This is a genomic window from Novosphingobium taihuense, from assembly GCF_007830315.1.
Taxonomy (GTDB): domain Bacteria; phylum Pseudomonadota; class Alphaproteobacteria; order Sphingomonadales; family Sphingomonadaceae; genus Novosphingobium; species Novosphingobium taihuense.
In genome coordinates this window covers 353,586-377,547 of sequence record NZ_VLKJ01000002.1, presented here as the reverse complement: position 1 = coordinate 377,547, position 23,962 = coordinate 353,586, and the positions used below count along the sequence as shown (strand labels likewise).

Here is a 23,962-nt window from a genome sequence, read left to right as displayed (position 1 = left end):
CGGCCTTTCTGGAAAGATCAGGAAATGAGAAAGCCGCCATCGACGGCGATGAGCTGGCCGGTGATGTACCGGCCTGCTGGCGACGCAAGGAGCAGGGCGATGCCATTGACGTACTCGGGCTTGCCAAACCCGCCCAGATGCCGCGTGGGGTCTGCACCGGGTCCCCTCGGCTTCAAGCTGGATGGGATCGTCTCGGTGATGATGGCGCCCGGAAGGATCGCATTTGCGGTGATTGCGTCACCTGCAAAATCCAGCGCACAATTGCGGGTGAACTGGTTCAGGCCCGCGCGCGATGCCGAGTACGCACCGTTACCTATAAGGACGGGATTGACCGAACCGATCGTGGTGATGTTGATTATTCTGCCGCCGCCACGGGCTTGCATCGATGGCACCACTTGGCGCGTCGTGATGAACGCAGCGCGAAGGTTTACCGACTGAACGCTGTCCCACTCTGCCGCCGAGGTTTCGAGGATCGGCTTGTTGTGGTTGACCACAGCCCCGTTCACCAGAATATCGACTCCGCCGCATTCACTCACGACATCCGCAACCAGCGTGGCAATGGCTTCCTCGCTGGTTATGTCATAGCTTCGGGCAGAGACGCCTGCAGGGAGGTCAACGAGCGCCGCAACCCGCTCGTCACTGTCGGCAAGTACGACTGTTGCTCCAGCCGCAGCATAAGCCAGGCCGACACTCTTACCCATTCCGACAGCACCGCCGGTGACAAGCGCGACCTTGCCAGTAAGGCAGAACATCGGGGCAATCTGCGTCTCGAATTGGGGATTCATGCAGAGACCTTTCAAGAAACTTGGAGATCGTTCTGGGGAACGTCATCGTAAATGTGCAGAGCGTCCCCGCTCAGCATGACGTACTCCGTATAGACGCCCAGCATCGCGCGAGTATCGACGTAGGCGTATCGCAGCTGCCCGTTCATTACCGAACCCATCATCTCGGTGCACAGCCCGCGTTGCCGAGCGGCCTGCTCCATTTGGTGCCAGGTGCCCTCGTCAAGAATCCGACGCCCCAGATGGTGGAGCATGAGATTTCCGGCTACGGGAAATGGCTGGTTCGTGTAGATCGACGGCGCACCCGGGCCACAGACGATCACCTCGACCATGGTGTCGCCAGTCCATGCATGCAGCGTTTCCATCCATTCGCTAGCGCGCTTACGGCGAACCTTGGTGATGCCGTAAAGCTCACCAAGGGATCGCTCCGCCGCGTCGATATCGCTCGCCAGGTATCCGAACTGATAGAAATTCCCCATGGGCAGGATGCCGCCCACGGTCACTTGTCCCAGACTAGATGGAGGCTGGTTACCCCGTTTACGCTCCCCATGTGAGATACCGGCGGCCGTTCCGGATCGAGGCGGAAATCGGGTATGCGCTTTACCCACTCCTCAAGGAAAACACGCAGCTCCGCGCGTGCCAGTGGCTGGCCAACGCACTTGTGCGGACCATTGCCGAAGGTGTTGTGACTGCCACCACCCGGTGCAAAATTGCCTTCCCGGTCGAAGTCCACGGTGAACGGATCAGCATATCGCCGATCGTCGATGGAAGATGCGCCAATCGGCACCATCACCATTTCGCCAGCCTTCATGGTCACCCCGTCACGTTCGACATCGGAAAGGATGAGCCGACCCGTGTTGGAAAGTCCGAAGCGCCGAAAATACTCCTCTGCCGCAGCAGGGATGATTGCCGGGTCTTCTCGCAGGCGGCGCTGATGACCGGGATTCTCAGCAAGATGCCATGCGACGAACGAGAGCAGGTTCGTGACAGTGTCCAGTCCGCCAAAATAGACCAGCAGCGCCATGCCCATAACTTCGTGCTCGCCACCGAAGCGTGGATTGTCCCGCCAGCGCGCGATGGCTGCCAGCATGTCTTCCCCGCCTGCAGCGTAGCGCTCGTCGATTACGCCGGAAAGGTAGGCAACTATCGGCCCCAGAGCCGCCTGACGGGCCGCTCCGCTATCGGCGTGCATGAAGGCCTTGCCCCACTTGATGAACTGCTCCCGCTTATCTGCAGGCAGGTCAACGATGCCAAGGAACATGGCTGGCGGCATGACTTCAGAAAACTCGGCGCGGAAATCGCAGGCACCCTTGTCGATCACCTTATCGATCAATTCATTGGTCAGCGCTCGCGCCTGTTCTGTCATCTCGCCAACCTTCTTCGGCGTGAAGAAGGGATTGAGAACGGCCCGATAGCGCGCGTGAAGCGGTGGATCGACCGTGAGAGGCGGCATCTTGACCGGCGAGGCTTCGCGCGGGATCGTAAATTCCTCGTGACTGAAGATCGCGAAGTTTTCCTGCACCCACTTCACGTCATCGAAGCGCGTAACGACCCAATGCCCCCCGTTATGGGGCGTCCACACGATGTCCGGTCCACTCTGCAGCGCGCGCAGCACATCGTAGACAGTACCGTCCTCGATGCCCTTTGGGTGCATATAGTCGAAATCGACGACCCGGTCGGCCGGGACGTGGTCCGGCTTTTCAACCGTGCTGAAAGACGCACCGCCCATGAGCAACTCTCCAGTCTGGCCCTTCGCCTTGAACGGCATGGCCTTGGGCTTTGCATACAAGACATGTTTCTTAAACTCAATGGGGCCGGGCCGGGTTTGCTTGAATTGCGCTCACATCGCCAACGCGATATGGCCCCTGCCATGTCGGAGGAGATTTCGATCACGGAAGCTGCCGGAAACGCGCCGAACTGGTCTTCGGGCGCCGTTTCGATCATGCAAACGGCAGAATTGCTCATGGGACGCCATGGCATCGAAGGCGTTTCCATGCGCCAGATCACACGCGCGGCAAAAATGGCTAACAACTCGGCGATAGCCTATCATTTCGGAGATCGAGACGGTCTGTTACGTGCTATCTCGAACTGGCGCGACGGTACGGTATCTGAAGAACGGAGCCGGATGTTTGCCCAGATGCAGCAGTCCGGAGACGTCGATTGTCCACTGCATGTTTTGCAGGCGATCACGCGCCCGGTCCTTGCCATCCGGAATGAGGACGGTACTCATCCTCATGCTGCATTTGTCAGCGAGATGCTGCGTTCGCGGATCGGCCGTGAAATCCGTCAGACAGTCTTCGGCTCGTCCTCGATCATCGCGGAACTCATTCGCCGATTGAAGTCCTTCGCACCCGAAGTTTCGCAGTCCATGTTCGAATTTCGTATGCGCACCGGCTCGCTTGCGTTTTACGACGCAGTGGTGGAGCGCGACCAGATGGCCAAGGATGATCCGGCGCGCTTGAGCATCAACGACGAGGCTTTCCTAGCCGAACTGGATTCGATGACGCTGGCCATCATTCTACGCCCCGCCCTGTCCTGATATCGACAAGCGAGATCGCCGATTACTCCATCTTGAACTTGGGCTGCCTCTTCTCCCAGAAAGCTGCCCTCTTTTCCTTGGCATCTTCTGTAGCCTGAGCGATGGCAACCGCGCGATTTTCCAGTTCGATCGCCGCTTCAAGGCTTCCGGCTGACTGGTTGAGCCACAAGGATTGCTTCGTCAGCCAGATGCCCATGGGCACGTTAGCCATCACACCTCGCGCCAGCACCAATGCTTCGTCGATCAGCTTGTCGTCGTCGACTGCGCGCAGGATCAACCCGATCCGCTCCGCTTCGTCCGCCATGACCGGTCGAGATGTGAGCAGGAGTTCGGCTGCCCTTTGGCTGCCCACGGCGCGGGACATCATGTAGGAAAGGCCAAGCTCTGCTCCCGTTGCGGCATTGTGAATAGTGTTTATGAACTTAGCCGAACGCACTGCGATGGTCATGTCCGAGGCCAGCGCAAGCGTGTAGCCGACGCCCGCAACCGTCCCATTCACCGCGCAGACAATTGGCTGGGGGAGATTTCGCATTGCGACGGGGATCTGGCCAAGGCCTATGAGGCTGTGCCGGTTACCGTATGCCTTGCCCACGCCGTCTGGATGATAAGGTGATGGTCCGGCGTTCTTGAGATCATGACCCGCGCAGAAACCTCTGCCTGTGGCAGTCAGGATCACCACGCGAGTTGCAGGATCGCGGCGGATATCTGCCAAGGCATCAAGAAGCGCCTCATACATCGGCCAGGTGAACGCATTGAGCACTTCGGGTCGGTTGAGGGTGATGCGGCAGACGCCCTCTTCGGGGGAATCCAGCAGGATCGTATCAGTCATCGGGACCCTCTTTGCCCTTCGGTGTCTCACGGTTCTTGAATGTAAGCACCCGGCCATTCCCCTGCGGGAAGGGCCGGGCGTTCAACGACTAGACCGTCGCTATCAGACCTGCATGAATCGTTTGCCGTTATCATACATGATCGCACGAGCATCTTCGTCGGGCAGGCCTGTCAGCGCTTCGGCAAAGAAATCGCGTGGCTCGGGCACACCCTCGGCATGTGGATAATCCGACCCCATGAGAATGCAATCAGACGTCCCGATCTGCTCGACCACCGACTTAACATTGTCTTCCGGATAGGCCACGACATAGCAGTGGCGCTTGAAGATCTTGCTCGGACGCTCCGAAAGCTGCCCGCAGGGCCAATATCCGTTCTTCGCCATGCCGCGCATCTTGTCCATCTTCTCAAGGAAGCCTGGCACCCAATTCGCTCCGTTCTCGACGCTGGCGATACGGATGTTGGGGAAACGCTCGAAGAAGTTGTGATAGATGATATTGGCCAGCGTGATCTGCACGGGCAGTTCGGAATAGCAGAACATCCATTGCCATGCGGTCTGCCCGGTCCGGCGTGACTGCAGCGGCTGTTCACCGAACTCCCGGATCAGTGGATGCATGAAGTTCGCTTCAGAGACGTGGAAGGTCACCGCGACATTGTTGTCATTCAGGATCTGCCACACCGGATCGAAGTAGGGATCAGCCGGAGAACGACCTCCTGCAGGGCCCATCGGCATGCAAACCACGCGAACACCACGCTCAACCAGCCATTTTGCTTCGGCAATCGAGGATTCAAGATCCCACAGGCTGAGCAATCCAGTGGTGAAGATGCGATTCTCGTAGGCGAAGCCCCACTCGTTGTGCAGGTACTCATTATACGCGTGAAGGATGCGGTTGCCGGTGGCGTCCTGGGGATAATACCCGAACGTGGAAACGAACTCGCCGACGAAGAGGATGCAACCCTCCACGCCGAATTCGTCGAGCTTTTTCACGCGAGCTTCCGGCCCCATCATGTCTTCGGTGGGTTTGATCCAGCCTTCGACGTTCGACTTGCCCTCTTTGACCGCCTTGAGCCATTCCTTCAGCTTTCCGGGAGGCGGAACGAGCCCCTCCTCTCGAGCTTCCGCATTCTCGATCATCCGGTCGCCGACATGCAGGCCAAAGCGTCCGTCAGGACCCACTTTTCGTGCCGTCAGCCACTCGGCGTGAAGTTCTTCAGGAAGGTACTTTTTCATGAAGTCGTAGTTGCGTTCGTGAATGTGGCTGTCGCAGTCAAAAATTGGACCGCTGTAGACTTTGGTCAGGGCCGGGGCCGGTGAAGTGGCCATCTGAATTTCTCCTCTGAAGGGCGCAATCTCACGATTGACATAGGGTCAATTCAGCAACCGAGGGAGTGCAGAACCGCATCAAACGCTTGGGCATGGCACAAGATCGCAAACGCGATTGCTGGCCCTGACCTCAAGGTCAGGTTAGCAAGAACGGCGGTGCGTGACACCGTCGCCTACTGGATTGAGCCAAGGCAGGTCCCTCACGGCAAGCCGTGCAACTCCTTCCCGCCAATTCTGCAAACGCCAACAGCACTACGATAAATTCAAAGGTACAAAATGCAGTCTTGGCTTTGACCGGTATGGCATTGACCAGAGACGAAGTTGAGCCGAATGCCAATGTCGGCCAGCCAGTCCGCAAGATTGGAAATGCTGCGCAGATTGCCGCGCGGTCCTGCCCGCTCGGCTATAGCGACATCGCCTCTACGATGGATGACCGATCACCCCCTTCGCACACCCGATATGTGGCAGAAAATCATTGCCGGTGCCTTCAGCCATGGCATGGCAAGCGGGTTCATGGCCGTGTGATTCAACCTCACGAGGGTCTGCAAGATATTGTGATGAAGTCTTTCGGCAACGCGAAGGTTTAGCAAATGGATTTCCAGTTAGACGAAGGCCTTGAGGATTTCCGGCAAATGGTCCGCGATGCCATCGCGCAAGATCTGCCACCTCGCCTTCAAGAACGCCAACGCAGATTTGCCGGCAATCAGTCCGAACCCGGCGACACGATGGAATGGACCCGTATCCTCGCCGGGCGCGGTTGGACCGTGCCGCACTGGCCGGTAGAGTATGGCGGATGTGGATGGTCGCCGATGCAACTCTTCGTCTTTCAGGACGAATTGATCCGCGCTGGCGCTCCGGACAGTTGCTGGGGTGGCACGCACATGTGCGGCCCCGTAATCTACACTTTCGGTTCGGAGGAACAGAAGGCCAAATTCCTGCCGGCAATCCGCAACGGCGACTATTTCTGGGCGCAGGGGTTTTCAGAGCCGGGCAACGGCTCGGACCTTGCAAACCTGCGCACAGCTGCAGTGAGAAACGGCGACGTCTATGTGGTAAATGGGCAGAAGATCTGGACCAGCTGCGCTTGGGCGTCAGAGTGGGGATTCTTCCTCGTCCGCACCGATCCCACCGTGAAGCCGCAACGCGGCATTTCTTTCCTGCTTATCGATCTGAAGAGCCCCGGCATAACCATCCGCCGCATTCCGCAGATCAACGGCGAGGCCGAGCTTTGCGAGGTGTTCCTCGACAATGTCGAAGTGCCGGTCGGGAACCTCGTCGGAGAGGAAGGTCAGGGGTGGACTTACGCCAAGTTCCTGCTGGATCACGAACGCACGACCAGCTCTTTCATCTATTTCAACAAGGCAGCCGTTGAACTGGCGAAAGCGGTGGCGGCAAGTCGCACGCTGGATGGTGTGACACTTGACCGTCACCCGCGCTTTCAGGGCCGCATCGCGCAGCTTGAAGCCGAGGTCACTGCACTGGAATGGTCAGTCCTTCGCGTGCTCGCGAACGAACACTTCCAGTATCCCGAAGCAGCGGCAGCGTCCGTTCTGAAAATCGTCGGATCGCGGCTGCAGCAAGCACTTAGCGAACTCCACGTTGATCTCATGGGTGCGGAATCACTGCGCCTCTATCCTGCTGAAGTCGCCGAACGTCCGATCCGCAGCAGCCTGTGGTCGGAAGAGAGCGAATACCTCACCTCCCGCGCCCTGATTCTGAGAGCGGCGACGATCTACGGCGGATCATTGCAGATTCAGAAGAACATCATCGCCAAGATCGCATTCGACCTCTGAAGGACGAGCCATGGATTTCAATTACTCCGATCTGCAACGCATGCTGCTGGACAGTGCAGAACGCTTTATTGCAGAGCACTTCACGCTGGAACGTCGCCGTCATTTGCGGGACAGCGGTAGCGGGCTGGACGATACCGCCTGGAACACTTTTGCCGAGCTTGGTTGGCTCGCGCTGGCGATTCCTGACGAGTTTGGCGGACTTGGCGGCTCGCCTGCTGACGTATCCGTTCTGGCCGCAGCGTTGGGCAGCAAATGTGTCAGCCAGCCGTTTGTGACCACGGCAGTGCAAGGCGTACATTTCCTCGCAAACGCCGAGGTGCCCCGCACCGAACTGCTCGAACAGATTGCAGGCGGCACCGCACGTCTGGCTCTGGTTCATACGGAGCCCGGTGAACGATATGCAAACGCCGAGAAGCGGCAGACACAACTGAAGCCTGACGGTCAAGACTTTCGGCTCACCGGCCAGAAGTTCTTCGCGCCAGACGCTGCTCTTGCAACGCACTTTGTCGTTTCGGCTGAATTGCCCGGTGAAGGCTTTGCGCTTGTGCTTGTCGAAGCTGGGGCAGATGGGATCGATAGCGTAAATTATCCCCTGATTGATGGAAGCCGCGCTTCTGACATTGCCTTCAATGGCACTGCGGTCAGCTTGGATGCAATTCTGGCAAAGGGTCCAGACGCTGCGGCCCTGCTTGTGGACGCGCAGGACAAGGCGATGACCGCACGTCTCGCGCAGGCTGTAGGATCCATGGAAGAGATCCTGCGCATCTGTTCGTCCTATCTCAAGGAACGGAAGCAGTTCGGCCAGCAGATCGGCAAGTTTCAGGCCTTGCAGCACATTATGGCCGATATGTTCGTCGCTACCCACCAATCACGTTCGGCGCTCTATCAGGCGTTGGCAAACAGCGACAAGGATCGGGCTGCCCGAAGCAAAGCGCTTGCCCTTGCCGGAATTACCATTGGCGAGGCGAGCCAATTGGTTTCGCGCCAAGGCATTCAATTGCATGGCGGTTATGGCGTGACAGATGAATATGAGATCAGTCACCACTATCGCTATCTTCTCACCCTTGAGAAGATCGCAGGCGATATCGACCATCACATCCGCCGGGCTTCAGGCACTTGAATCTCACAAGATCGCGCATCAACGACTTTGGTGTCGCGATCTTGTCCGCCCACTTCAACGGTTCTGCGGCAAAGCACGCTCTGTTGCGCCATTTCGGTGCATGGGGCGATGGCTTGCGAGCGGTGGCAGTCTGCACTTGGTCCACTGCCGGCTCAGGCGCGTTTGCATGGCGCGCAGCCAGTTCAAAGATGCCGTAAAACCCCCCGGCCTGCCTTGGCGCTGGCCGGGGGTTTTAACGCAATGGTGTTGTTATTATCAGAGGTTCCAGAGCTTCGCCGCGTTTCTGCCTGCGACGTCCTTGCCCTTTTCTTCGCCCAGCACGTCGAAGATCTTTTTGATCTCATTGCGGGATTCGCCGAAGACGCTTTCGCCATGCGGATAATCACATGACCAGAGCATGTTGTCGGTCAGATCGTATTCCTTGGCAAGCTTCAGGCCGACATCATCGGACATGATCGCTGAATAGCACTGCCGACGGAAGTAGTAGCTCGGGAGTTCCTGAAGCTTCGGCTTCATTTCGGTTTCGTAGACCTGATAGATGCGGTCTGCATCCTGCAGTGTCCACGGAACCCAGCCGAATCCGCCCTCACAGAACACAACCTTGAGGTTCGGATGGCGCTCAAGAATTCCCGAGAACGCAAGGAGCGACCACAAGGGGCGATAGGGCCCGAGATTCTTCGTGAGGTTTGCGCCAGTAGCACCCTTGCCTCGAAACTCGAGATAGGCGCCGACATGGAACATCACCGGAATTCCGCTGGCTGCGATCGCTTCCCACATGGGCTCCATGGCTGATGCATTGTAGGGCACGTTCTTGGGAGCGGATGGAATTTCCAGAGCCTTGATCCCCCAGCCCTTGAGCTTGTCGATGTAGGCGGCTGTGTCTTCGGGCTTGTAGATCGTCGGCAGGATGCCAACGCCAACCAACCGGCTTGGATTTGCAGCACAGGTTTCAGCCAGCCACTCGTTGTATGCGTCCATGCAGCGGGTGAAGAAGGCCTTATCCTCCAACCGGACCAGTGACATCGCACGCGAATGGAAGAACAGGGAAACGTCAATGCCTTCGGCATCCATGTCTTTCAGACGTTCCTTGGCATCCCAGAAGCCTGGACGCCCTTCACCAATATGCGATTCAATGCCAGGGACGTCATAGCTCATGCCGTCCACCGTCATGTGCCAGCGGTTGTCGCTCTTGTCCTGCCACAACTTTGGCGCCCGCCCCTTGTCTGCGCCGGACAGCCGCTTTTCCCACAGGCCCTCTTCTTCCATGCCGTGATCATCGACAGAAATCACTCGAGTGCCCGCTGGCGGGCGCCAACCGCTGTCCTTGGTCTCACGATCCATCGGCCAATCCACCGGGCTGATCGGAGTATCCTGCGTGAACGTCGCATCCAACATTTCGTGCTCTCCTCGATGATCCACGATTGACACAGATTATTCACTGTGCGAATAGCTTATTCATTAAATGAAGAGATATCACGATGACGAGAGGTAAGTCAACCAGTGCTGAAAAGCGTGACGGTGGAGTCACGGCGCTTGCTCGTGGCTTGTCGATACTCCAGTGCTTTGATCGACCGGGCGTGCAACTCACCGTGTCTGACATTGCAAGGCGCGTCGGGCTGAGCCAGCCCACCACTTGGCGGCTTTGCGGAACGCTCATTGACAAGGGGTTTCTGGTAAAGGCGGCTGGCAGTGCTGCACTTCGCATCGGAGCGCCCGCCATGACGCTGGGTTACGCAGCAATCCAGGGCCAGGATCTGCCAGGCCTGGCTCATCCCTACATGGCGCAGACTACCGACGAATTCCGCGTCACGGTGTCGTTAAGCCTACGGAATGGGGCCGAGATGCTGTCAATCGATCAGACGATTGGAAGCTTCATAGTGCCGGGCCAACCAATCGGCTGGCGTGCGTCACTCGCCTCATCTGCCGGCGGACTGGCCGTACTGGCGGTCCTGCCGCAAGCCGTGCGCGATGAAATGCTTGGCGTCATCGAAGCCTCTAATCCTGCCGCGTGGCCGCGTCGTCAGGAGCGCATTCGTCATGCGTTTGCACAATACGAGTCTACCGGATTCGTCGTCGTCACGGACATGTTCGATGGGCAGTACGCAGCAGCTGCCGTCCCGATCATCGAAGGGCGGGGATCGCAACTGCGATACTGGGGGCTTGCTGGCAGTGGCCTGACAACGACCTGGACTGCAGAAGCATTGAAGCCCGTTGGCGAGGCCCTGAAACGTGTGCAGGCATTGCTGCAGCCTGCTGCGTCGGTGATGCTCTCTGCATCTTCCTGATATGTCGTTGCCAGCCGACCAGCGACACCTTTCGGACGCTTGCGGATGGTATATCTTCGCACTGCCGCACTAAGGATCGCAACCCTGATGAATGCCCTTCTTTAGTCTTCAGAGGTTTCGGCCTCGCGGACTCACGATACAACCTTGCGTCAAGAACATAGGGGAGTGCGACGCAATGGAAGTTACGGACTCTGACTGGTCCCGCCTCGGCGTCGTCGGAAAATCCGCGCTCGTTGGCATCGGTCCGTTTGTATCTATCGGGCTGTTCTCGATGGGCGCTGCTCTTCCCAAGCTCGCAAGTGATGTTGCCGGACAGCCGAATGCGGACGCTCTGGTTCAGCTTATCGGAACCGTCGTTGCACCGCTCTTTGCGATTGGCTCGCCACTGGCGGGTTGGCTGATCGGACGACTCGGTGTGCGCAATGTTTACATCGCTTCCGTCCTGATGATGACGGTCGGCGGAGTCGCCCCTGCCTTTTGCGACAGCCTTTACGCCATCCTCGCCATGCGAGTGCTGCTGGCGTTTGGTGTGGCAGGCGGATTTACGGCGGGAATGTCAGGCATCGCCCGCCTGCCCGATAACCAGCGTCCAGCCATTCTGGGGCTCAACAGCTTTGTCGGCGGCGCCATCTGCTTGCCACTTTTTCCCTTGGTCGGGATGTTGGCCGAAGAGAGTTGGCGCAACGCCTTTCTTGTCCATGCTATCTTGCTCGTTATGATCCTTCCCGGCTTGTCACTGCCAGGCAACAGCAAGGATAGGGCATTGCCCACCGGCCACGTAGCCAGTCGCGTCAACCGCGGGATACTCGCGGGCGTACCGGCAAAGCTTGCAGTTGCAACCGCTTTGATGGGCTTGGCAATAGTATCGAGCTCGATGTACTCGCCCTTTCTGCTTTCGACACTAGGCGTGACAGGCTCGGCAAAGGTCGGGCAATTCCTCGGATTGATGTCGCTGTGCTCGCTGCTTGGCTCGGGCAGCTATGGATGGCTCCATCGGAGGATAGGAACCTTCGGGCTGCTGATCCTCGGAATTTCTGCAACAGCCGCGGGATGCCTTGCCATGGGCATGGCCAGTGCCCTTCCAACCGCTGTCACGGGAATGTGCTTTCTGGGGATGGGGCTCGCGGTGTTTTCGGCCGCTGCCTATGCTGCAGCCATAGACTGGGTGGGGCCGGCCGGGAATACTCCTGCCGCCCTCGGGGTCATGACGTTCTGCCTCTACGGTTCACAACTGGCCTTCCCCTTGATCAGCGGCTCACTTGGTGCCGCGCAAGGGCCGGCTTCCGTGTTCCTGCTGATTTCTGCACTGGCAGTTCTGAGCCTCACGCTAGCGATCGGACTTGGAAAGAGCCCCGTGCTGGGAACGGCACAGTGAAAGACTTTTCCGACCCTCGCCCGGCTGCGACGGTCCTTATCTTGCGAGATGACCCTTTCGAGGTCCTTATGATTTCCCGTCACGCCGAACAGGATTTCTCATCGGCGATGGTCTTTCCCGGAGGCATCGTTGATCCCTCCGATCACGATGAGACGTGGTTGCAGAACCTCCATGGTGACGAAACGCTCTGCGCAAAAGAGAGAGCTCTTCGGATTGCAGCGTTTCGGGAAACGTTTGAAGAATGTGGTCTGCTGTTGGCGCGAGGACCGGACGGAACGCATGTCGACTCTGTGCAGCATGCCTGCAGCAATTTTCAGCACGCCGTTCAGGAAGCCGGCGCAGTTCTACATCTGGATGATCTGGTGCATTTCGCGCATTGGATCACGCCCGAAACGAATGTGCGCCGCTACGATACGCACTTCTTTCTAGCCGTCGCGCCTCATAGGCAGGAAGCCTGCTGTGACGGAAACGAAGCAATGGAAGTCGTCTGGGCGTCTCCATCGCAGATCCTGGAAGAGGCGGCTGCAGGCAAGCGCAAGGTCGTCTTCCCGACCAGACTGAACCTTGAATTGTTGGCGAAAAGCCGCACTGTTGCCGAAGCGCTTGCCGCAGCAAAGGCCCGTAAAGTCATCACGGTGTTACCAAGAATTGAGAAGCGTGATGGCGTGACGAAAGTCGTGATCCCACCCAACGCCGGATACGGCCGAGCAGAAGAACACCACGCGACACGCTGACTTTCAGCCTGATCACGCAGAAGTAGCTCAGAGCAGTTTCCAGCCATGCAAGCCAAAGAGGTTTGCGGCGCGTTTACGCATCGCTGGGTTTGTTGATTGCAGGGCGAATGAGTCCGGCATCAGCGCTACTGTTTGCCTACATGTTGGCCCGCAGCTCACCCCACGCCAAACCATTGATGGGCCAAGGCCGAGGTTAATCGGGCGGGAGGCAGGAACCGGGCGAGACTTCGGTAGAAGTCCATTCCAAGGGCAGTCTTTCCTCAGGGCGCACCTGGACCAGTGGCGTGGCGACAGCCTCAAGATACCGCTTCTGCGCAGCGCACAAAAAAGGGGGCCGGAACGATCCGACCCCCCTGTCAGCTGTTACTTCGAGATCAGAACTGGATCTTGGCCTGAACCCCATAAGTGCGCGGGTTGGTGCCGTATGCCGCACCACCTTCCTGGCCTGGCTGGATCGTGAAGTCTGTGGCACCAATCATGTAACCGTAGCTGATGTCACGCTTGTCAAACAGGTTGTTGCCCCAGACTGTGAAATCCATGGTCGTGGAACCGATCGGAATGTCACGAAGACCAACACGCGCGTTTGCCTGCGAAAGCGAGCGCAGCGGTTCGCGAACGAACTGCGAGAGCTTCGATGCCGGCTCGTTGTGCTGTGGGCTCATGTAATTGTATTCGGCGTGTGCAAACACCTTCACGCCATCGTCGCCGATTTCGCGCTGGTAGTCACCGGCAATTGCCAGCTGATGCCTGGGCACATAGGGCGCAAACACGAACGGGGCAGAGAAGTTGCCGAATTGGCCATTGCCAAGGTTGACTGGCCCCGCAACAAAGCCACTCAGCTTCGGGCTCATGAAGCTGTAGCCGACGTTGAACGCCAGCTCGCGCGTTGCCGCGACATTGAGTTCGACTTCAATACCACGGATCTTGACGTTGCCATTCTTGATATTGATCGTGTCGGTGCTCGAAGGATCAAGGGCAGAATTCTGGAACGAAACCTGCGTATCCTTGATCGTCGAGTGATAGGCAGCCAGATTGAACCGTACGCGATTGTCAAGAAGCTGGCTCTTGAGGCCGGCTTCCCAAGTCGTGTTAACTTCGGGCTTGTACGTCGACAGCGCCAGCTTGTTGCGGATGCCGGTGCCACCTGCACGGTAAGCGCGGGCGTAACGGGCATAGAGATTGATGTCAGGCGTTGCCTGGAACGCCAGGGTGAATGCAGGGTCAAAGCGGTCCTGATCGAATTTCGAAGTATTCGATCCGCCCGAACCGGCAGCAGCACGAAGGCGCGTGAACTCCTTCTTGTCACGCGTGTAGCGCAGCCCTGCCGTCAGCGAGAGCCTGCCATCGAGCACGCTGCTCGGAGTATACGTAGCCTGCGCATAGGCCGCGTACGAGTTCGCAACGCCCTTGTAGAGCTGGTACGAGTTCGGCAAGCCGTCAACGGCGCTGACCCCACTGAGGTCAAAGGGATTGATCGCGATTGGGCGGGCATCGGTCGCGGTTTCGTTCAACTGGTAGGCGACCGAGAACGCAGAACCACGCGTGTCGAATACCCGTTCATGGTAATAGAACAGGCCGGTGGTGAACTTCAGATCGCCCAGATCACCGATCACCTGAAGTTCCTGGCTGAACTGGTTCTGGTCGATCGTTGCGGCCGCATAAGTTCCGGTGAAGGCGATCAATGAACCCGCCGGTGCGGTGGGTGATCCGAATGCCGACGTCGGCACCGTCTGAACGAAGACCTGGCTCAGACCGAGGTTGCTGCCGTTGTTCTCCTTCAAGGAGCGCCGTCCGGTAATCGATTTGATCTGGAGGCTGTCGCTGGGATGCCAGTCCAACGTCAGTCCGTGGCCACGCACCTTGGAATTGTTGAGCGGAGTGAACAGTGGCACGGAGGTGTACTTTGGTACGATGTCGCCCTCAGGCCCTTGCGAACCATAGAATACGTTGGCCGCAATGCTTGCACCGCTGGCGCAGGTAGCGGCATACCGGGGATCGCGACACCAGGCATAGCTCGAGGGAACGCGTCCACCGGTGCGGGCACTGTAAAGGATGGTGTAGTCGAGATCCGAATAGTCGTACGTATAGTAGGCATTGAAGTCAGGTGACGGTTCCCACTGGACGCCGATGCGGAAGCCCCGCTGATCCTGCAGGCCGAGGTTCTGCAGGTTGCTGCCCTTGCTTGGATTCAGAACTGCCTTGGGCAGCGCTGCGTTTGGAGAAAGGAAATCGATCCCGGGGCGCGCGGCGATGTTGTTCGTGAAGCCATCGCGCTTGTTGATGAGGCCACCGAGCTTGATCGAGATGTTCGCAAATTTCGGAAGCTCGATCTGCGCCATGACGCGCTTGGAATTGAAGTTTCCGATTCCCGCTTCAATCTTGCCACCTGCTTCACCTGTGGGACGACGCGTGACAAACTGCACCGCACCGCCTTCTGCGTTGCGGCCAAACAGCGTACCCTGGGGGCCGCGAAGGATTTCGATGCGCTCGATATCGCCCAGTTCGATGCCCGTACCCGAAGCACGGCCAAGCGGCACGCCATCGGCATAGACCGCGACACCCTGCTCGGCGAGCCCGATGCCCGGGTCCGAAGAATAGGCACCACGGATGTTGAATGCCAGCGTGCTGGGAGTTCCGGCGAACTGTGCAACCACAACACCGGGCGACACTGACGCAGAAAGATTGTTGAGGTTGGTGAGACCCTTGGTCTCAAGAGCCTTTGCATCGAACGCCGACACAGCCAGCGGAACCTTCTGCAAAGACTCACTGCGGCGCTGTGCCGTCACGATGATCTCGGCAAGGCCGACAGATTCGCCCTCTGCCTGCGGCTGATCCGTCGAAGCCTGCGCCAGAGCAACGCCTGGAATTGCGACTGTCGATAGCAGAAATGCAGTTTGCCAAGTACGCAAAGTTATCCTCCCCAGTTTATACAGCGTTTGCCGTCCACCGCTTGACCACGGAAGCACAGCGTCGCGGACTTACTGATACTGCTGTCCGACTTGTTATAACAGCGCATACCGGCACACTTGACGATCCATCGCCCCCGCGATGGATCGCGTGCCCGGAAACGGAAAAGCGCATCGCCTGCCGCAATGCCCTGCCAAGGCTGCTTTGAATTCTAAGGTATTGCCTGCAAGCCTTTATCCGGGACATGACCTCCGAACACAGGCCTGCCTGATTGCGGCATTTAGTCCATGGAGCGCTCGCCTCCCTCGACTCAGGCCAAAAGAAGACGTCCGACGCGAAATCCTGCGCTGCGCGCAAAGGACCAGGTCACATGCACGGACAATTGCAGCGGGTTGATAATCGATGACGCGGTAGCGGTCGGTGGAAGCAAATATTGTGATCACAAAATTGTTGCAGGCTTATAAACCCTATGGCAGATCTGAACCTCATTCTTTGTGATGAAGAAGGAATGGATGTGACTGCAGGTCAAACGCGTCGCGAGATGTTAATCGCTGCAACAATGGCTGGTGCAACGGGCGTGTTGGGAGCGTCCCGCGCCTCTGCCGCCACAGTCGACAGCGCCACACCCGCAAAGGCGCCGCGAGCCGAATGGATTTACGATGCCGTCGCGCTCTTGCAAAAGGAAGTACCGCACGGCCGCACGATCAGGGGAGAACGCTTCCGCGTACCGATCATTGGCGGAAGCTTTGCGGGGCCATCGCTTCGAGGTGAGATCATTGCAGGCGGGTATGACTGGCAGCTCGTCCGCGCGGACGGGTATTGGGAAATCGCTGCCGACTACTTTATGCAAACAAACGATGGCGTCCAGATCCACATCCGAAATAACGGCTTGTGGCATAGCAAGACGGGCGACTGGCCAGCAGACTATGCGGTGACGACGCCGCAATTCGAAGCGCCCGAAGGGCCCTACGCCTGGCTTAACCATTATGTCTTCACAGGCACAATCAATCCTGCGGGCACCGCTGAAGCTCCTGCCGTCAAGCTTTCGATCTTCAGGTTGGTGGTCGACTGATATCACGCGTTCTGGAACGGTGGCCACCCCGCTTTTGCGGTAAAGCCAATCCCTCGTCCATGCGCATCAGACGCTGGCCGAGGTGGGTTATGCCGTCACGCAAGTCAGCCTCGATTGCAATGCGCAATGCCATCACATTGCGTTCACGCAAGGCCTGCAGCGCTTCGACATGGCGATCGACTGTGTACGACGGCCCCACATTCTCAAGGGCCATCCGCAGAAATGGCCCGACCTGAAGCCACAACGATTCGATCAGAGGCAGGAAAACCGAATCTGGACGGGCAGAGTACAGCGTGCGGTGAAAGGCGAAATTTGCTGCCAGCCAGTTGTCATAGTCGTTCCGGACCATGGCGGCATCCAATGCAGCATCATGGCGCTCCATTTCAGAGATTGTCTGTTCCGTAGCATGCGGAAGTGCACGCACTGCAGCCTCCGATTCCAACGTGACACGCGCTGCTAGCAGATCTTCAAACCGACTAACCGACATTATCGGGATGCGGACACGACGGTTGCCCAGAAGTTCAATCGCCTGCTCTGCCGCGAGACGACGCAGCGCCTCTCGCACAGGCATAGCGCTTACACCCAGTTTCTCTGCCAGCCCCCGGATGGTCAGCGGTTCTCCAGGGGCAATCCGCCCCAGCATGATGTCTGTGCGCAACCGCCCATGAACGCGCTGCTGGATGGTCGCCTCTTCCAGCATCTCTGGCATCCGGTTGGCTTCCTTCAAGATTTGCCCACTTCATGGCGAACGATTGCGATCGATACTGAGACTGAAGGTAGCTCCCGTTGATCACATTGACAACAACCGCACCTGCAAATATGTGATCACATTATTGGCGTAAACTGATCTGTCCGGAAACTTCAGCAAGATCCACCCGTGCGCTTCGTGACATCGCCGGGCACCGGACAAGGCAGGCAGCTCGCGCGCTGAGATGAACGAAATGAACAAATGGGGAGTAGATGTATGCGTGCCGTGCTGATTGGATCGGCTTCGATCCTTGCTATTGTTTCCACGCCCGCGCTCGCACAGGCTCAGAGTGAAAGCGACGAGATTGTTGTCACGGCGCAGAAGCGCGAACAGAATCTTCAGGACGTGCCCATCGCGATCACAGCGGTCTCGGGAGATAGCCTGCGCGAACGGCAAACCCGCACGATCGACGAGATCGGCTCGCTGGTATCAAACACCCAGATATATCAGGACAAGGGCGGCAGCCAGCCGAACTGGACGATCCGCGGCGTCGCCCTGTTCGATTTCAATGTCAACAACAGCCCATCGACGTCAATCTACATCGACGAAATCTACCAGCCTTCGCTGGTGATGGGAGCAGGCGGCGTATTCGATCTGCAGCGGGTGGAAGTGCTCAAAGGGCCGCAGTCGGGTCTGTATGGCCGCAATGCGGTCGGCGGCGCGGTGCAGATCATCTCTCGCGAGGCAAAGCTGGGCGAGAACGATGGCTACGTCACACTCGATTACGGTTCGTGGAACCGCTACCGCATCGAGGCAGGCCAGTCGATCGCGCTGGGTGAGAACACGGCCCTTCGCCTTTCATTCCTCAATGATGGCAGCTTCGGTGGCGGTTGGCAGAAGAGTCTTGCCGGTGGCCGTAAGTGGGGCGAACCGGACCGGATCGCTGCTCGCGGTATCCTCAAGTCGGAAATCGGCGCAGTGACCGCAAAGCTCAAGGTCTACTACGCGCGTGACAATAGCGACACGGTGCTTGCCTCCGCATCGGGTGCCTATTCGCCGACCGGTCCGGACTTCTGCAATGCCGTGCTTTCAGGCAGGCTCGATCAGGCCAACTGCCTGACCCTTGCGCAAGCGATCAATCCGGCACTGGCCGGCGCAGGTGCACAAAGTGACGATGGCCGTGTGGTGCTTTCACAGCCCGGCAACAAGCTCGATAACGAGGAGTTCTCGACTGCGTTGAACCTGTCGGCCGATCTTGGCGGCCTGACATTCACCTCGATCACCGGTTATACCGAGTTCGATTTCGGCTTTGCCTTCGATTATGATGCCAGCCAGCTCAACCTCGGTGGCTGGGTCGAACAGGCAAAGCTGCGCAACTTCACGCAGGAACTGCGTCTTGCCTCGCCCTCATCCGGCGCTTTCCGCTGGCAAGTGGGTGCGATCTATTCGAACTACCGCTTCAACGAGTTCAAGGAATTCAACTGGACCGACAATCCCCTGCTTTTCGATACGTTCAACCCGATCTTCGGGATCGACTATCAGGACCTCTTCCTTGACGTGACCTATCGCCAAAAAACGCGCTACTGGGGCATTTACGGCCAGTTCGACTATGATCTGACCCCGGATCTCACTTTCAGCGGTTCCGTTCGCTATTCCGATGAACGGACAACCTATCGTGACGGTCGCACCGGCTTCCGCAAGATCACCAGCTTCCCGGCGTCGGGGGGAATCGATCTGATCGCTGTTGGCGACATCGACCGTGATTACCGCCTTGGCGATCACTGGACTGGTTCTGCAACTTTGTCATACCGGCCGAATAGCGACGCCACGCTCTATGCCACGATTTCGCGCGGGTACAAGTCGGGGGGTGTCCCGGGAGGCTTCCCGCAGACCCCGGAAGATACCCTGCCGTATCAAGAGGAATTCGTCCTCAACTTCGAAAGTGGCTTCAAGACGGAGTGGCTTGATCGCAAGCTGCAGATCAACGGCTCAATCTTCTATTACGATCACAATGACATCCAGGCATTCACCACCCTGCCCAGCACCCTCACCCCCGGGCAGTTCGCATTCCGCCTTACCAATATCGGCAGCGGCTATAACTTCGGTGCCGAACTGGATGTCGTGGTGCGCCCGATGGCAGGGCTGCGCCTTTCAGGGTCGCTCGGCTATCTGAAAACCAAGATCACCCAGAGCAACAACGTGTTCTTCTCGTTCGACAACCAGCCGATACCTTGGAAGGGCCAGCGGCTAGAGTTTGCACCGTCGTGGAGCGGGAACCTGGCAGCCAGCTACACTGCGCCGGTCGGCAACGGCATGTCCTTGACTGCAAGCGCAGACTACAACTTCCGCACCGCCAACCGGATCGGCCAGACTCCTGTTGATCAGTCACTGCGTGGGATTCCGGGGTATGGTGTCGCCAACGCTCGGATCATGCTTGAAACAGACTCTGGCATCAGCCTTTCGGTGTGGAGCAAAAACCTGTTCGACAAGGCTTATGTCACTGACGCTGGCAACGATGGGGTCGGCAGCTTCTATCGCACGTATGGCGAGCCGCGTTCGATCGGCTTATCGGCCGGCTACAAGTGGTGATCTGATTGCCAGATGTGGTGCGGCCGAGGCTTCACGCCGAGGTTTGCACCGCGTTTCGCAACCAGCGCCGGAAGCGTGCGAGCAAGGGGTCGGACCACCGAGCCCGCGCGCACCGGAAATAATACGCACCGATTGGCGCAGGCTCCCAAATGTCATCACCAGGCAACACCCTGACGAGCGTTCCACGCGCAAGATCATCCGCAACGAGATAAGCATTGGCAAGGGCCACTCCCTGCCCAGAACGCGCCGCCATAAGGGCAAGATGGGCCTGCCCAAAACGAGCAACCGGGGGCTTTCGCAGGTCTGCTGCAACCCTCTGCACAGCCAGCCATTCCGCCCATTCCTCGCCGCCGCCTTCGTCAACTAGCGGAAGCTGGAGAATGTCGGCGCGGCATCGCAACGGATGTGACAGAAAGCCGAGCAGTTCAGGCGAGGTGACTGGAAAAACGTCCGGCCGGGCAAGCAGTTCGGCACGGACTGCAGCAGGCAGGCTCTTGGCAGCGGCATCGGAGAGATAGCGTATGTCGCCGTCTGCTTCGCCTCTTTCGAACATCGGTTCGGCATCGGTCGAGCGCAGATCAACGACAAGCCCCCCCGCCGACGTTGCGCGGCGTTGAAAGTCTGCCAGCCGTTGCGCCAGCCAGTGCAGCGAAAATCCTGCAGAGCACCAGATCGACAGCGAATGCTCCCGCGTGCCGCGAATGTCCGTGGTTGCCGCTTCCAACTCGGCAATGGCTGCAGCAATCCGTGCGTGATACCGGCGGCCGTGTTCCGTCAGCTCACCAGTACGCCGGTTGAACAATGACAGGCCAAGGTACTGTTCAAGCGTCGCCAGATGGCGGCTGACGATCGCATGGCTCAGCCCGAGCTGTGCCGCCGCCTTGCGTATGCCGCCACTGCGCCCGACCATGTCGAACGCCCGCAAGGTGGCGAAGGGAGGCAGTGTCGGCAAAGCCATACTGGTGACCTAGCGTTACCACCCCTGCTGCGCAAGGCGCCTCCCGCGAGGGTCATGCGCGCCCTAGGGTCGAAGCAGACCTTCCCTGCCGAAAGCAACGCGTCATGAAGAACCAGACCCTCCTCACCCGTCGGGCCAATGCGGTGCCGCGTGGCGTTTCCACCGCGACGCCCGTCTTTGCCGCAAGAGCCGAGAATGCCGAAATCTGGGATGTCGAAGGAAAGCGCTACGTCGATTTTGCTGGTGGAATCGCAGTGCTCAACGTCGGACACCGCCATCCTCGCGTCGTGGCGGCGGTAGAACAGCAGCTGCGCGCCTACACCCACACGGCGTTTCAGGTCATGGCCTATGAGCCCTACATCGAACTCGCAGAGCGGCTGAACGCGATCGCGCCGGTCGAAGGTGATGCCAAGACGATCTTCTTTACCACAGGAGCTGAGGCGACCGAGAACGCCGTGAAGATCGCCCGTGCCGCCACGGGCCGACCGGGCATCATCGCCTTTGCCGGTGGTTTCCACGGGCGAACCCTGCTGTCATCGGCGATGACCGGCAAGGTCAATCCCTACAAGCGTGGACTTGGGCCATTTCCGGCAGAGATCTATCATGTACCGCTGCCGTCGCCGACGAATGGCGTAACCCTCGACGAGACACTGCGCGCCCTCGACTTCCTCTTCGCAGCAGACATCGAACCGGAACGTATCGCTGCGTTCATCATCGAACCGGTGCAAGGCGAAGGCGGCTTCCACATGCCAGATCCCGAACTCTATCAGGCGCTTGCCCGCCTTCGCGAGCAATGGGGCATGATGATCATCGCTGATGAGGTGCAGTCGGGTTTTGCCCGCACCGGCAGGATGTTCGGCATCGAACATCAGCCGGTCAAGCCGGATCTGGTTACAGTTGCCAAGTCGCTCGCTGGCGGCTTCCCGCTCGCCGGCGTCATCGGCCGGGCCGAAGTGATGGATGCCATTGGTCCGGGCGGCCTTGGCGGAACTTATGCCGGATCGCCGATCGCCGTCGCTGCGGCACTCGCCGTGCTCGATGTGATCGAAGATGAACAGCTGAACGACCGGGCCAACCAGATTGGCGCCCGGATCCGGACTGCAGTGGAAGCAGCGGCGGCGCGAAACGATACCGTAGACATCACCGGCCTTCGCGGCCCCGGCGCAATGGTCGCCTTCGATGTTCCCGATCCCGTCGGCGTTGCCGATGGCACCACGGCCAAGCGGGTTGCCAGCGCAGCCCTGGACCGCGGGCTCGTCCTGCTCACATGCGGCACGCGCGGGCAGACGATCCGCATCCTGGTGCCTTTGACCGCGAGCGACGACATCATTGACGAGGGACTTGCCATCATGGCCGATGCTCTTGCCTGCGTGACCGAGGCAGCGTGATGGAACTGGTACTGGATCGTTCCGATATGCGTACTGCTGCGCAAGACCTGCTGCGCGATGCAGCCTACATTGATGGCGCGTGGGTGCACGGTCTACGGACCATTGAGGTGCTGAACCCGGCTGACGGATCTCTTGTCGGCAAGGTTCCCCTGTTCGGTGCCGAGGAAACGCGACTGGCCGTGACCGCTGCCCACCGCGCACAAGGTGCATGGGCAGGACAAACAGGCAAGGAGCGTGGCGCCATCCTCCGGCGCTGGGCGGAGCTCATGCTCGAACACCGCGAAGCACTGGCCTGGCTGATGACGGCCGAACAGGGCAAGCCACTTGCCGAGGCCTCGGGCGAAGTCGCCTATGCCGCAAGCTTTCTCGAATGGTTCGCCGAGGAAGCGCGCCGCGTCACCGGTGCCCTGCTTTCGCCCCACGCCTCAGACCGTCGCCTTCTCGTCCGGAAAAGCCCGGTAGGTGTCGTTGCAGCCGTAACGCCGTGGAACTTCCCACTTGCGATGATCACGCGCAAGGCCGGACCTGCTTTGGCGGCGGGTTGCACGATCGTCGTCAAACCGTCCGAACTCACCCCGCTCTCGGCTCTGGCGCTTGCTCGGCTGAGCGAGGAAGCAGGTGTTCCTCGCGGCGTGTTCAACGTCGTGATGGGTGATGCGCCAGCCATCGGGGACGTACTCACCGGTGACAAGCGGGTGCGCAAGTTCACCTTCACCGGCAGCACTGCGGTTGGCAAGTTGCTGGCGGCAAGGTGTGCTGGAACCGTAAAGCGGGTATCGCTCGAACTCGGAGGCAATGCGCCGTTCATCGTATTCGACGATGCCGATATAGATGCGGCAATCGAAGGCGCGCTAGCATCGAAGTTCCGCAACGCTGGGCAGACTTGCGTCTGCGCAAACAGGATCCTTGTGCAATCGGGCGTGCACGATGATTTCGCTGTTCGTCTGGCTGACCGGGTCCGAACATTTCGGGTCGGACCTGGCCTGGCCGGTCCAACAGATCAAGGCCCTCTGATTGACAGCCGGGCACTGGCCAAGGCGCAGGCCCATGTCGATGATGCCGTCAGCCGCGGTGGCCGTCTTCTGGCAGGCGGCACCCGTCTGATCGAAGGCGCGCTTGCTGACGGGAATTTCTTCGCACCGACGGTCATCGCGGATGTTCCGCGCGATGCCCTGCTGTGCAGGGAAGAAACCTTTGCACCCGTCGCTGGGCTCATCCGCTTCGAGACGGAAGACGAAGCCATCCGCATCGCTAACGATACCGACGCAGGTCTCGCGGCTTATGTCTATACCCAGGACCTTGCACGCAGCTGGCGCATGCCCGAAGCGCTTGCATACGGCATGGTCGGGCTGAACACTGGCCTGATCTCCACCGAAGCTGCACCGTTCGGCGGTGTGAAAGAATCTGGCCTCGGCCGCGAAGGGTCATCCTTCGGAATGGATGATTACCTCGATATCAAGTTGACCTGCCTCGGGCTCTAACATCCCAGATACTGCCCGTACTCGAACGGGCAGTATCTCGGTTATCCAAGGCTTCACTTGTTCGGCGTCCTCATCTAGGATCACTGTCGTGAACAGATCTGG

19 protein-coding genes and 1 pseudogene are annotated in these 23,962 nt (G+C 58.9%); 11 read left to right on the top strand and 9 right to left on the bottom strand.

What is annotated here, in order from left to right; translation table 11 throughout:
• Nucleotides 1-17: 17 nt before the first annotated feature.
• The 3 genes from IQ25_RS06640 to IQ25_RS06630 are packed head-to-tail and all read right to left on the bottom strand — an operon-like array spanning nucleotide 18 to nucleotide 2,571.
• Nucleotides 18-785 (bottom strand): SDR family NAD(P)-dependent oxidoreductase, encoded by a 768-nt coding sequence (locus tag IQ25_RS06640; RefSeq protein WP_220094524.1) that lies wholly within the window; start codon nucleotides 783-785, stop codon nucleotides 18-20.
• 11 nt (nucleotides 786-796) lie between these two features.
• Nucleotides 797-1,279 (bottom strand): hypothetical protein, encoded by a 483-nt coding sequence (locus IQ25_RS06635; protein WP_144903977.1) that lies wholly within the window; start codon nucleotides 1,277-1,279, stop codon nucleotides 797-799.
• A gap of 2 nt (nucleotides 1,280-1,281) precedes the next feature.
• Nucleotides 1,282-2,571, bottom strand: coding sequence for a cytochrome P450 (locus IQ25_RS06630; protein WP_246415653.1), 1,290 nt, complete (start codon nucleotides 2,569-2,571; stop codon nucleotides 1,282-1,284).
• Between the two features lie 3 nt (nucleotides 2,572-2,574).
• Here IQ25_RS06630 and IQ25_RS06625 point away from each other — a divergent pair, with 3 nt between their 5' ends.
• The gene (locus IQ25_RS06625; RefSeq protein WP_144903975.1) at nucleotides 2,575-3,321 is read left to right on the top strand and encodes a TetR/AcrR family transcriptional regulator; all 747 of its coding nucleotides are present in this window, start codon (nucleotides 2,575-2,577) and stop codon (nucleotides 3,319-3,321) included.
• Nucleotides 3,322-3,343: 22 nt separating this feature from the next.
• Here the strand turns inward: IQ25_RS06625 and IQ25_RS06620 are convergent, their stop codons facing one another.
• Both IQ25_RS06620 and IQ25_RS06615 read right to left on the bottom strand, forming a co-directional pair.
• Complete coding sequence (locus IQ25_RS06620) at nucleotides 3,344-4,150, bottom strand: enoyl-CoA hydratase/isomerase family protein (protein WP_144903973.1); 807 nt, start codon at nucleotides 4,148-4,150, stop codon at nucleotides 3,344-3,346.
• A 102-nt stretch (nucleotides 4,151-4,252) separates the two neighbouring features.
• Complete coding sequence (locus IQ25_RS06615; RefSeq protein WP_144903971.1) at nucleotides 4,253-5,470, bottom strand: amidohydrolase family protein; 1,218 nt, start codon at nucleotides 5,468-5,470, stop codon at nucleotides 4,253-4,255.
• A gap of 590 nt (nucleotides 5,471-6,060) precedes the next feature.
• Between IQ25_RS06615 and IQ25_RS06610 the strand changes: the two genes are divergently transcribed.
• Complete coding sequence (locus IQ25_RS06610) at nucleotides 6,061-7,263, top strand: acyl-CoA dehydrogenase family protein (RefSeq protein ID WP_144903969.1); 1,203 nt, start codon at nucleotides 6,061-6,063, stop codon at nucleotides 7,261-7,263.
• 10 nt (nucleotides 7,264-7,273) lie between these two features.
• A complete protein-coding gene (locus tag IQ25_RS06605; protein ID WP_144903967.1) occupies nucleotides 7,274-8,383 on the top strand; it encodes an acyl-CoA dehydrogenase family protein in 1,110 nt (369 codons plus the stop codon).
• A 255-nt stretch (nucleotides 8,384-8,638) separates the two neighbouring features.
• On the opposite strand, the gene IQ25_RS06600 is transcribed toward IQ25_RS06605, so the two are convergent.
• Nucleotides 8,639-9,778, bottom strand: a complete 1,140-nt coding sequence (locus IQ25_RS06600) for an amidohydrolase family protein (RefSeq protein WP_144903965.1) — start codon at nucleotides 9,776-9,778, stop codon at nucleotides 8,639-8,641.
• A gap of 83 nt (nucleotides 9,779-9,861) precedes the next feature.
• Here IQ25_RS06600 and IQ25_RS21465 point away from each other — a divergent pair.
• From IQ25_RS21465 to IQ25_RS06585, 4 genes and pseudogenes are all read left to right on the top strand, one after another.
• Nucleotides 9,862-10,050, top strand: a pseudogene (locus tag IQ25_RS21465) (helix-turn-helix domain-containing protein); the annotation flags it as partial.
• A 51-nt stretch (nucleotides 10,051-10,101) separates the two neighbouring features.
• A complete protein-coding gene (locus IQ25_RS06595; protein ID WP_246415652.1) occupies nucleotides 10,102-10,668 on the top strand; it encodes an IclR family transcriptional regulator domain-containing protein in 567 nt (188 codons plus the stop codon).
• Between the two features lie 175 nt (nucleotides 10,669-10,843).
• Nucleotides 10,844-12,043 carry an MFS transporter gene (locus IQ25_RS06590; RefSeq protein WP_158637686.1) on the top strand — a complete coding sequence of 400 codons (1,200 nt, stop codon included), beginning with the start codon at nucleotides 10,844-10,846 and terminating at the stop codon, nucleotides 12,041-12,043.
• On the top strand, nucleotides 12,040-12,777 hold the full coding sequence (locus IQ25_RS06585) for an NUDIX hydrolase (RefSeq protein WP_158637685.1): 738 nt from the start codon (nucleotides 12,040-12,042) through the stop codon (nucleotides 12,775-12,777). Before IQ25_RS06590 ends, IQ25_RS06585 begins: the two co-directional genes overlap by 4 nt.
• Before the next feature lie 374 nt (nucleotides 12,778-13,151).
• On the opposite strand, the gene IQ25_RS06580 is transcribed toward IQ25_RS06585, so the two are convergent.
• The gene (locus IQ25_RS06580) at nucleotides 13,152-15,686 is read right to left on the bottom strand and encodes a TonB-dependent receptor (RefSeq protein WP_158637684.1); all 2,535 of its coding nucleotides are present in this window, start codon (nucleotides 15,684-15,686) and stop codon (nucleotides 13,152-13,154) included.
• Nucleotides 15,687-16,153: 467 nt separating this feature from the next.
• Here IQ25_RS06580 and IQ25_RS06575 point away from each other — a divergent pair, with 467 nt between their 5' ends.
• Nucleotides 16,154-16,756 (top strand): DUF3237 domain-containing protein, encoded by a 603-nt coding sequence (locus IQ25_RS06575; protein WP_246415651.1) that lies wholly within the window; start codon nucleotides 16,154-16,156, stop codon nucleotides 16,754-16,756.
• Here the strand turns inward: IQ25_RS06575 and IQ25_RS06570 are convergent.
• Nucleotides 16,737-17,483, bottom strand: coding sequence for a GntR family transcriptional regulator (locus IQ25_RS06570; RefSeq protein ID WP_246415650.1), 747 nt, complete (start codon nucleotides 17,481-17,483; stop codon nucleotides 16,737-16,739). The two genes, IQ25_RS06575 and IQ25_RS06570, sit on opposite strands and share 20 nt — an antisense overlap.
• 237 nt (nucleotides 17,484-17,720) lie before the next feature.
• Between IQ25_RS06570 and IQ25_RS06565 the strand changes: the two genes are divergently transcribed.
• Nucleotides 17,721-20,033, top strand: coding sequence for a TonB-dependent receptor (locus tag IQ25_RS06565; RefSeq protein ID WP_144903955.1), 2,313 nt, complete (start codon nucleotides 17,721-17,723; stop codon nucleotides 20,031-20,033).
• A gap of 31 nt (nucleotides 20,034-20,064) precedes the next feature.
• On the opposite strand, the gene IQ25_RS06560 is transcribed toward IQ25_RS06565, so the two are convergent.
• A complete protein-coding gene (locus IQ25_RS06560) occupies nucleotides 20,065-20,991 on the bottom strand; it encodes a LysR substrate-binding domain-containing protein (RefSeq protein WP_144903953.1) in 927 nt (308 codons plus the stop codon).
• A 104-nt stretch (nucleotides 20,992-21,095) separates the two neighbouring features.
• Here IQ25_RS06560 and gabT point away from each other — a divergent pair, with 104 nt between their 5' ends.
• Nucleotides 21,096-22,379, top strand: a complete 1,284-nt coding sequence (gene gabT, locus IQ25_RS06555; protein WP_144903951.1) for a 4-aminobutyrate--2-oxoglutarate transaminase — start codon at nucleotides 21,096-21,098, stop codon at nucleotides 22,377-22,379.
• Nucleotides 22,379-23,860, top strand: a complete 1,482-nt coding sequence (locus IQ25_RS06550) for an NAD-dependent succinate-semialdehyde dehydrogenase (RefSeq protein ID WP_276509804.1) — start codon at nucleotides 22,379-22,381, stop codon at nucleotides 23,858-23,860. The genes gabT and IQ25_RS06550 overlap by 1 nt, the downstream gene beginning before the upstream one ends.
• Nucleotides 23,861-23,962 lie beyond the last annotated feature (102 nt).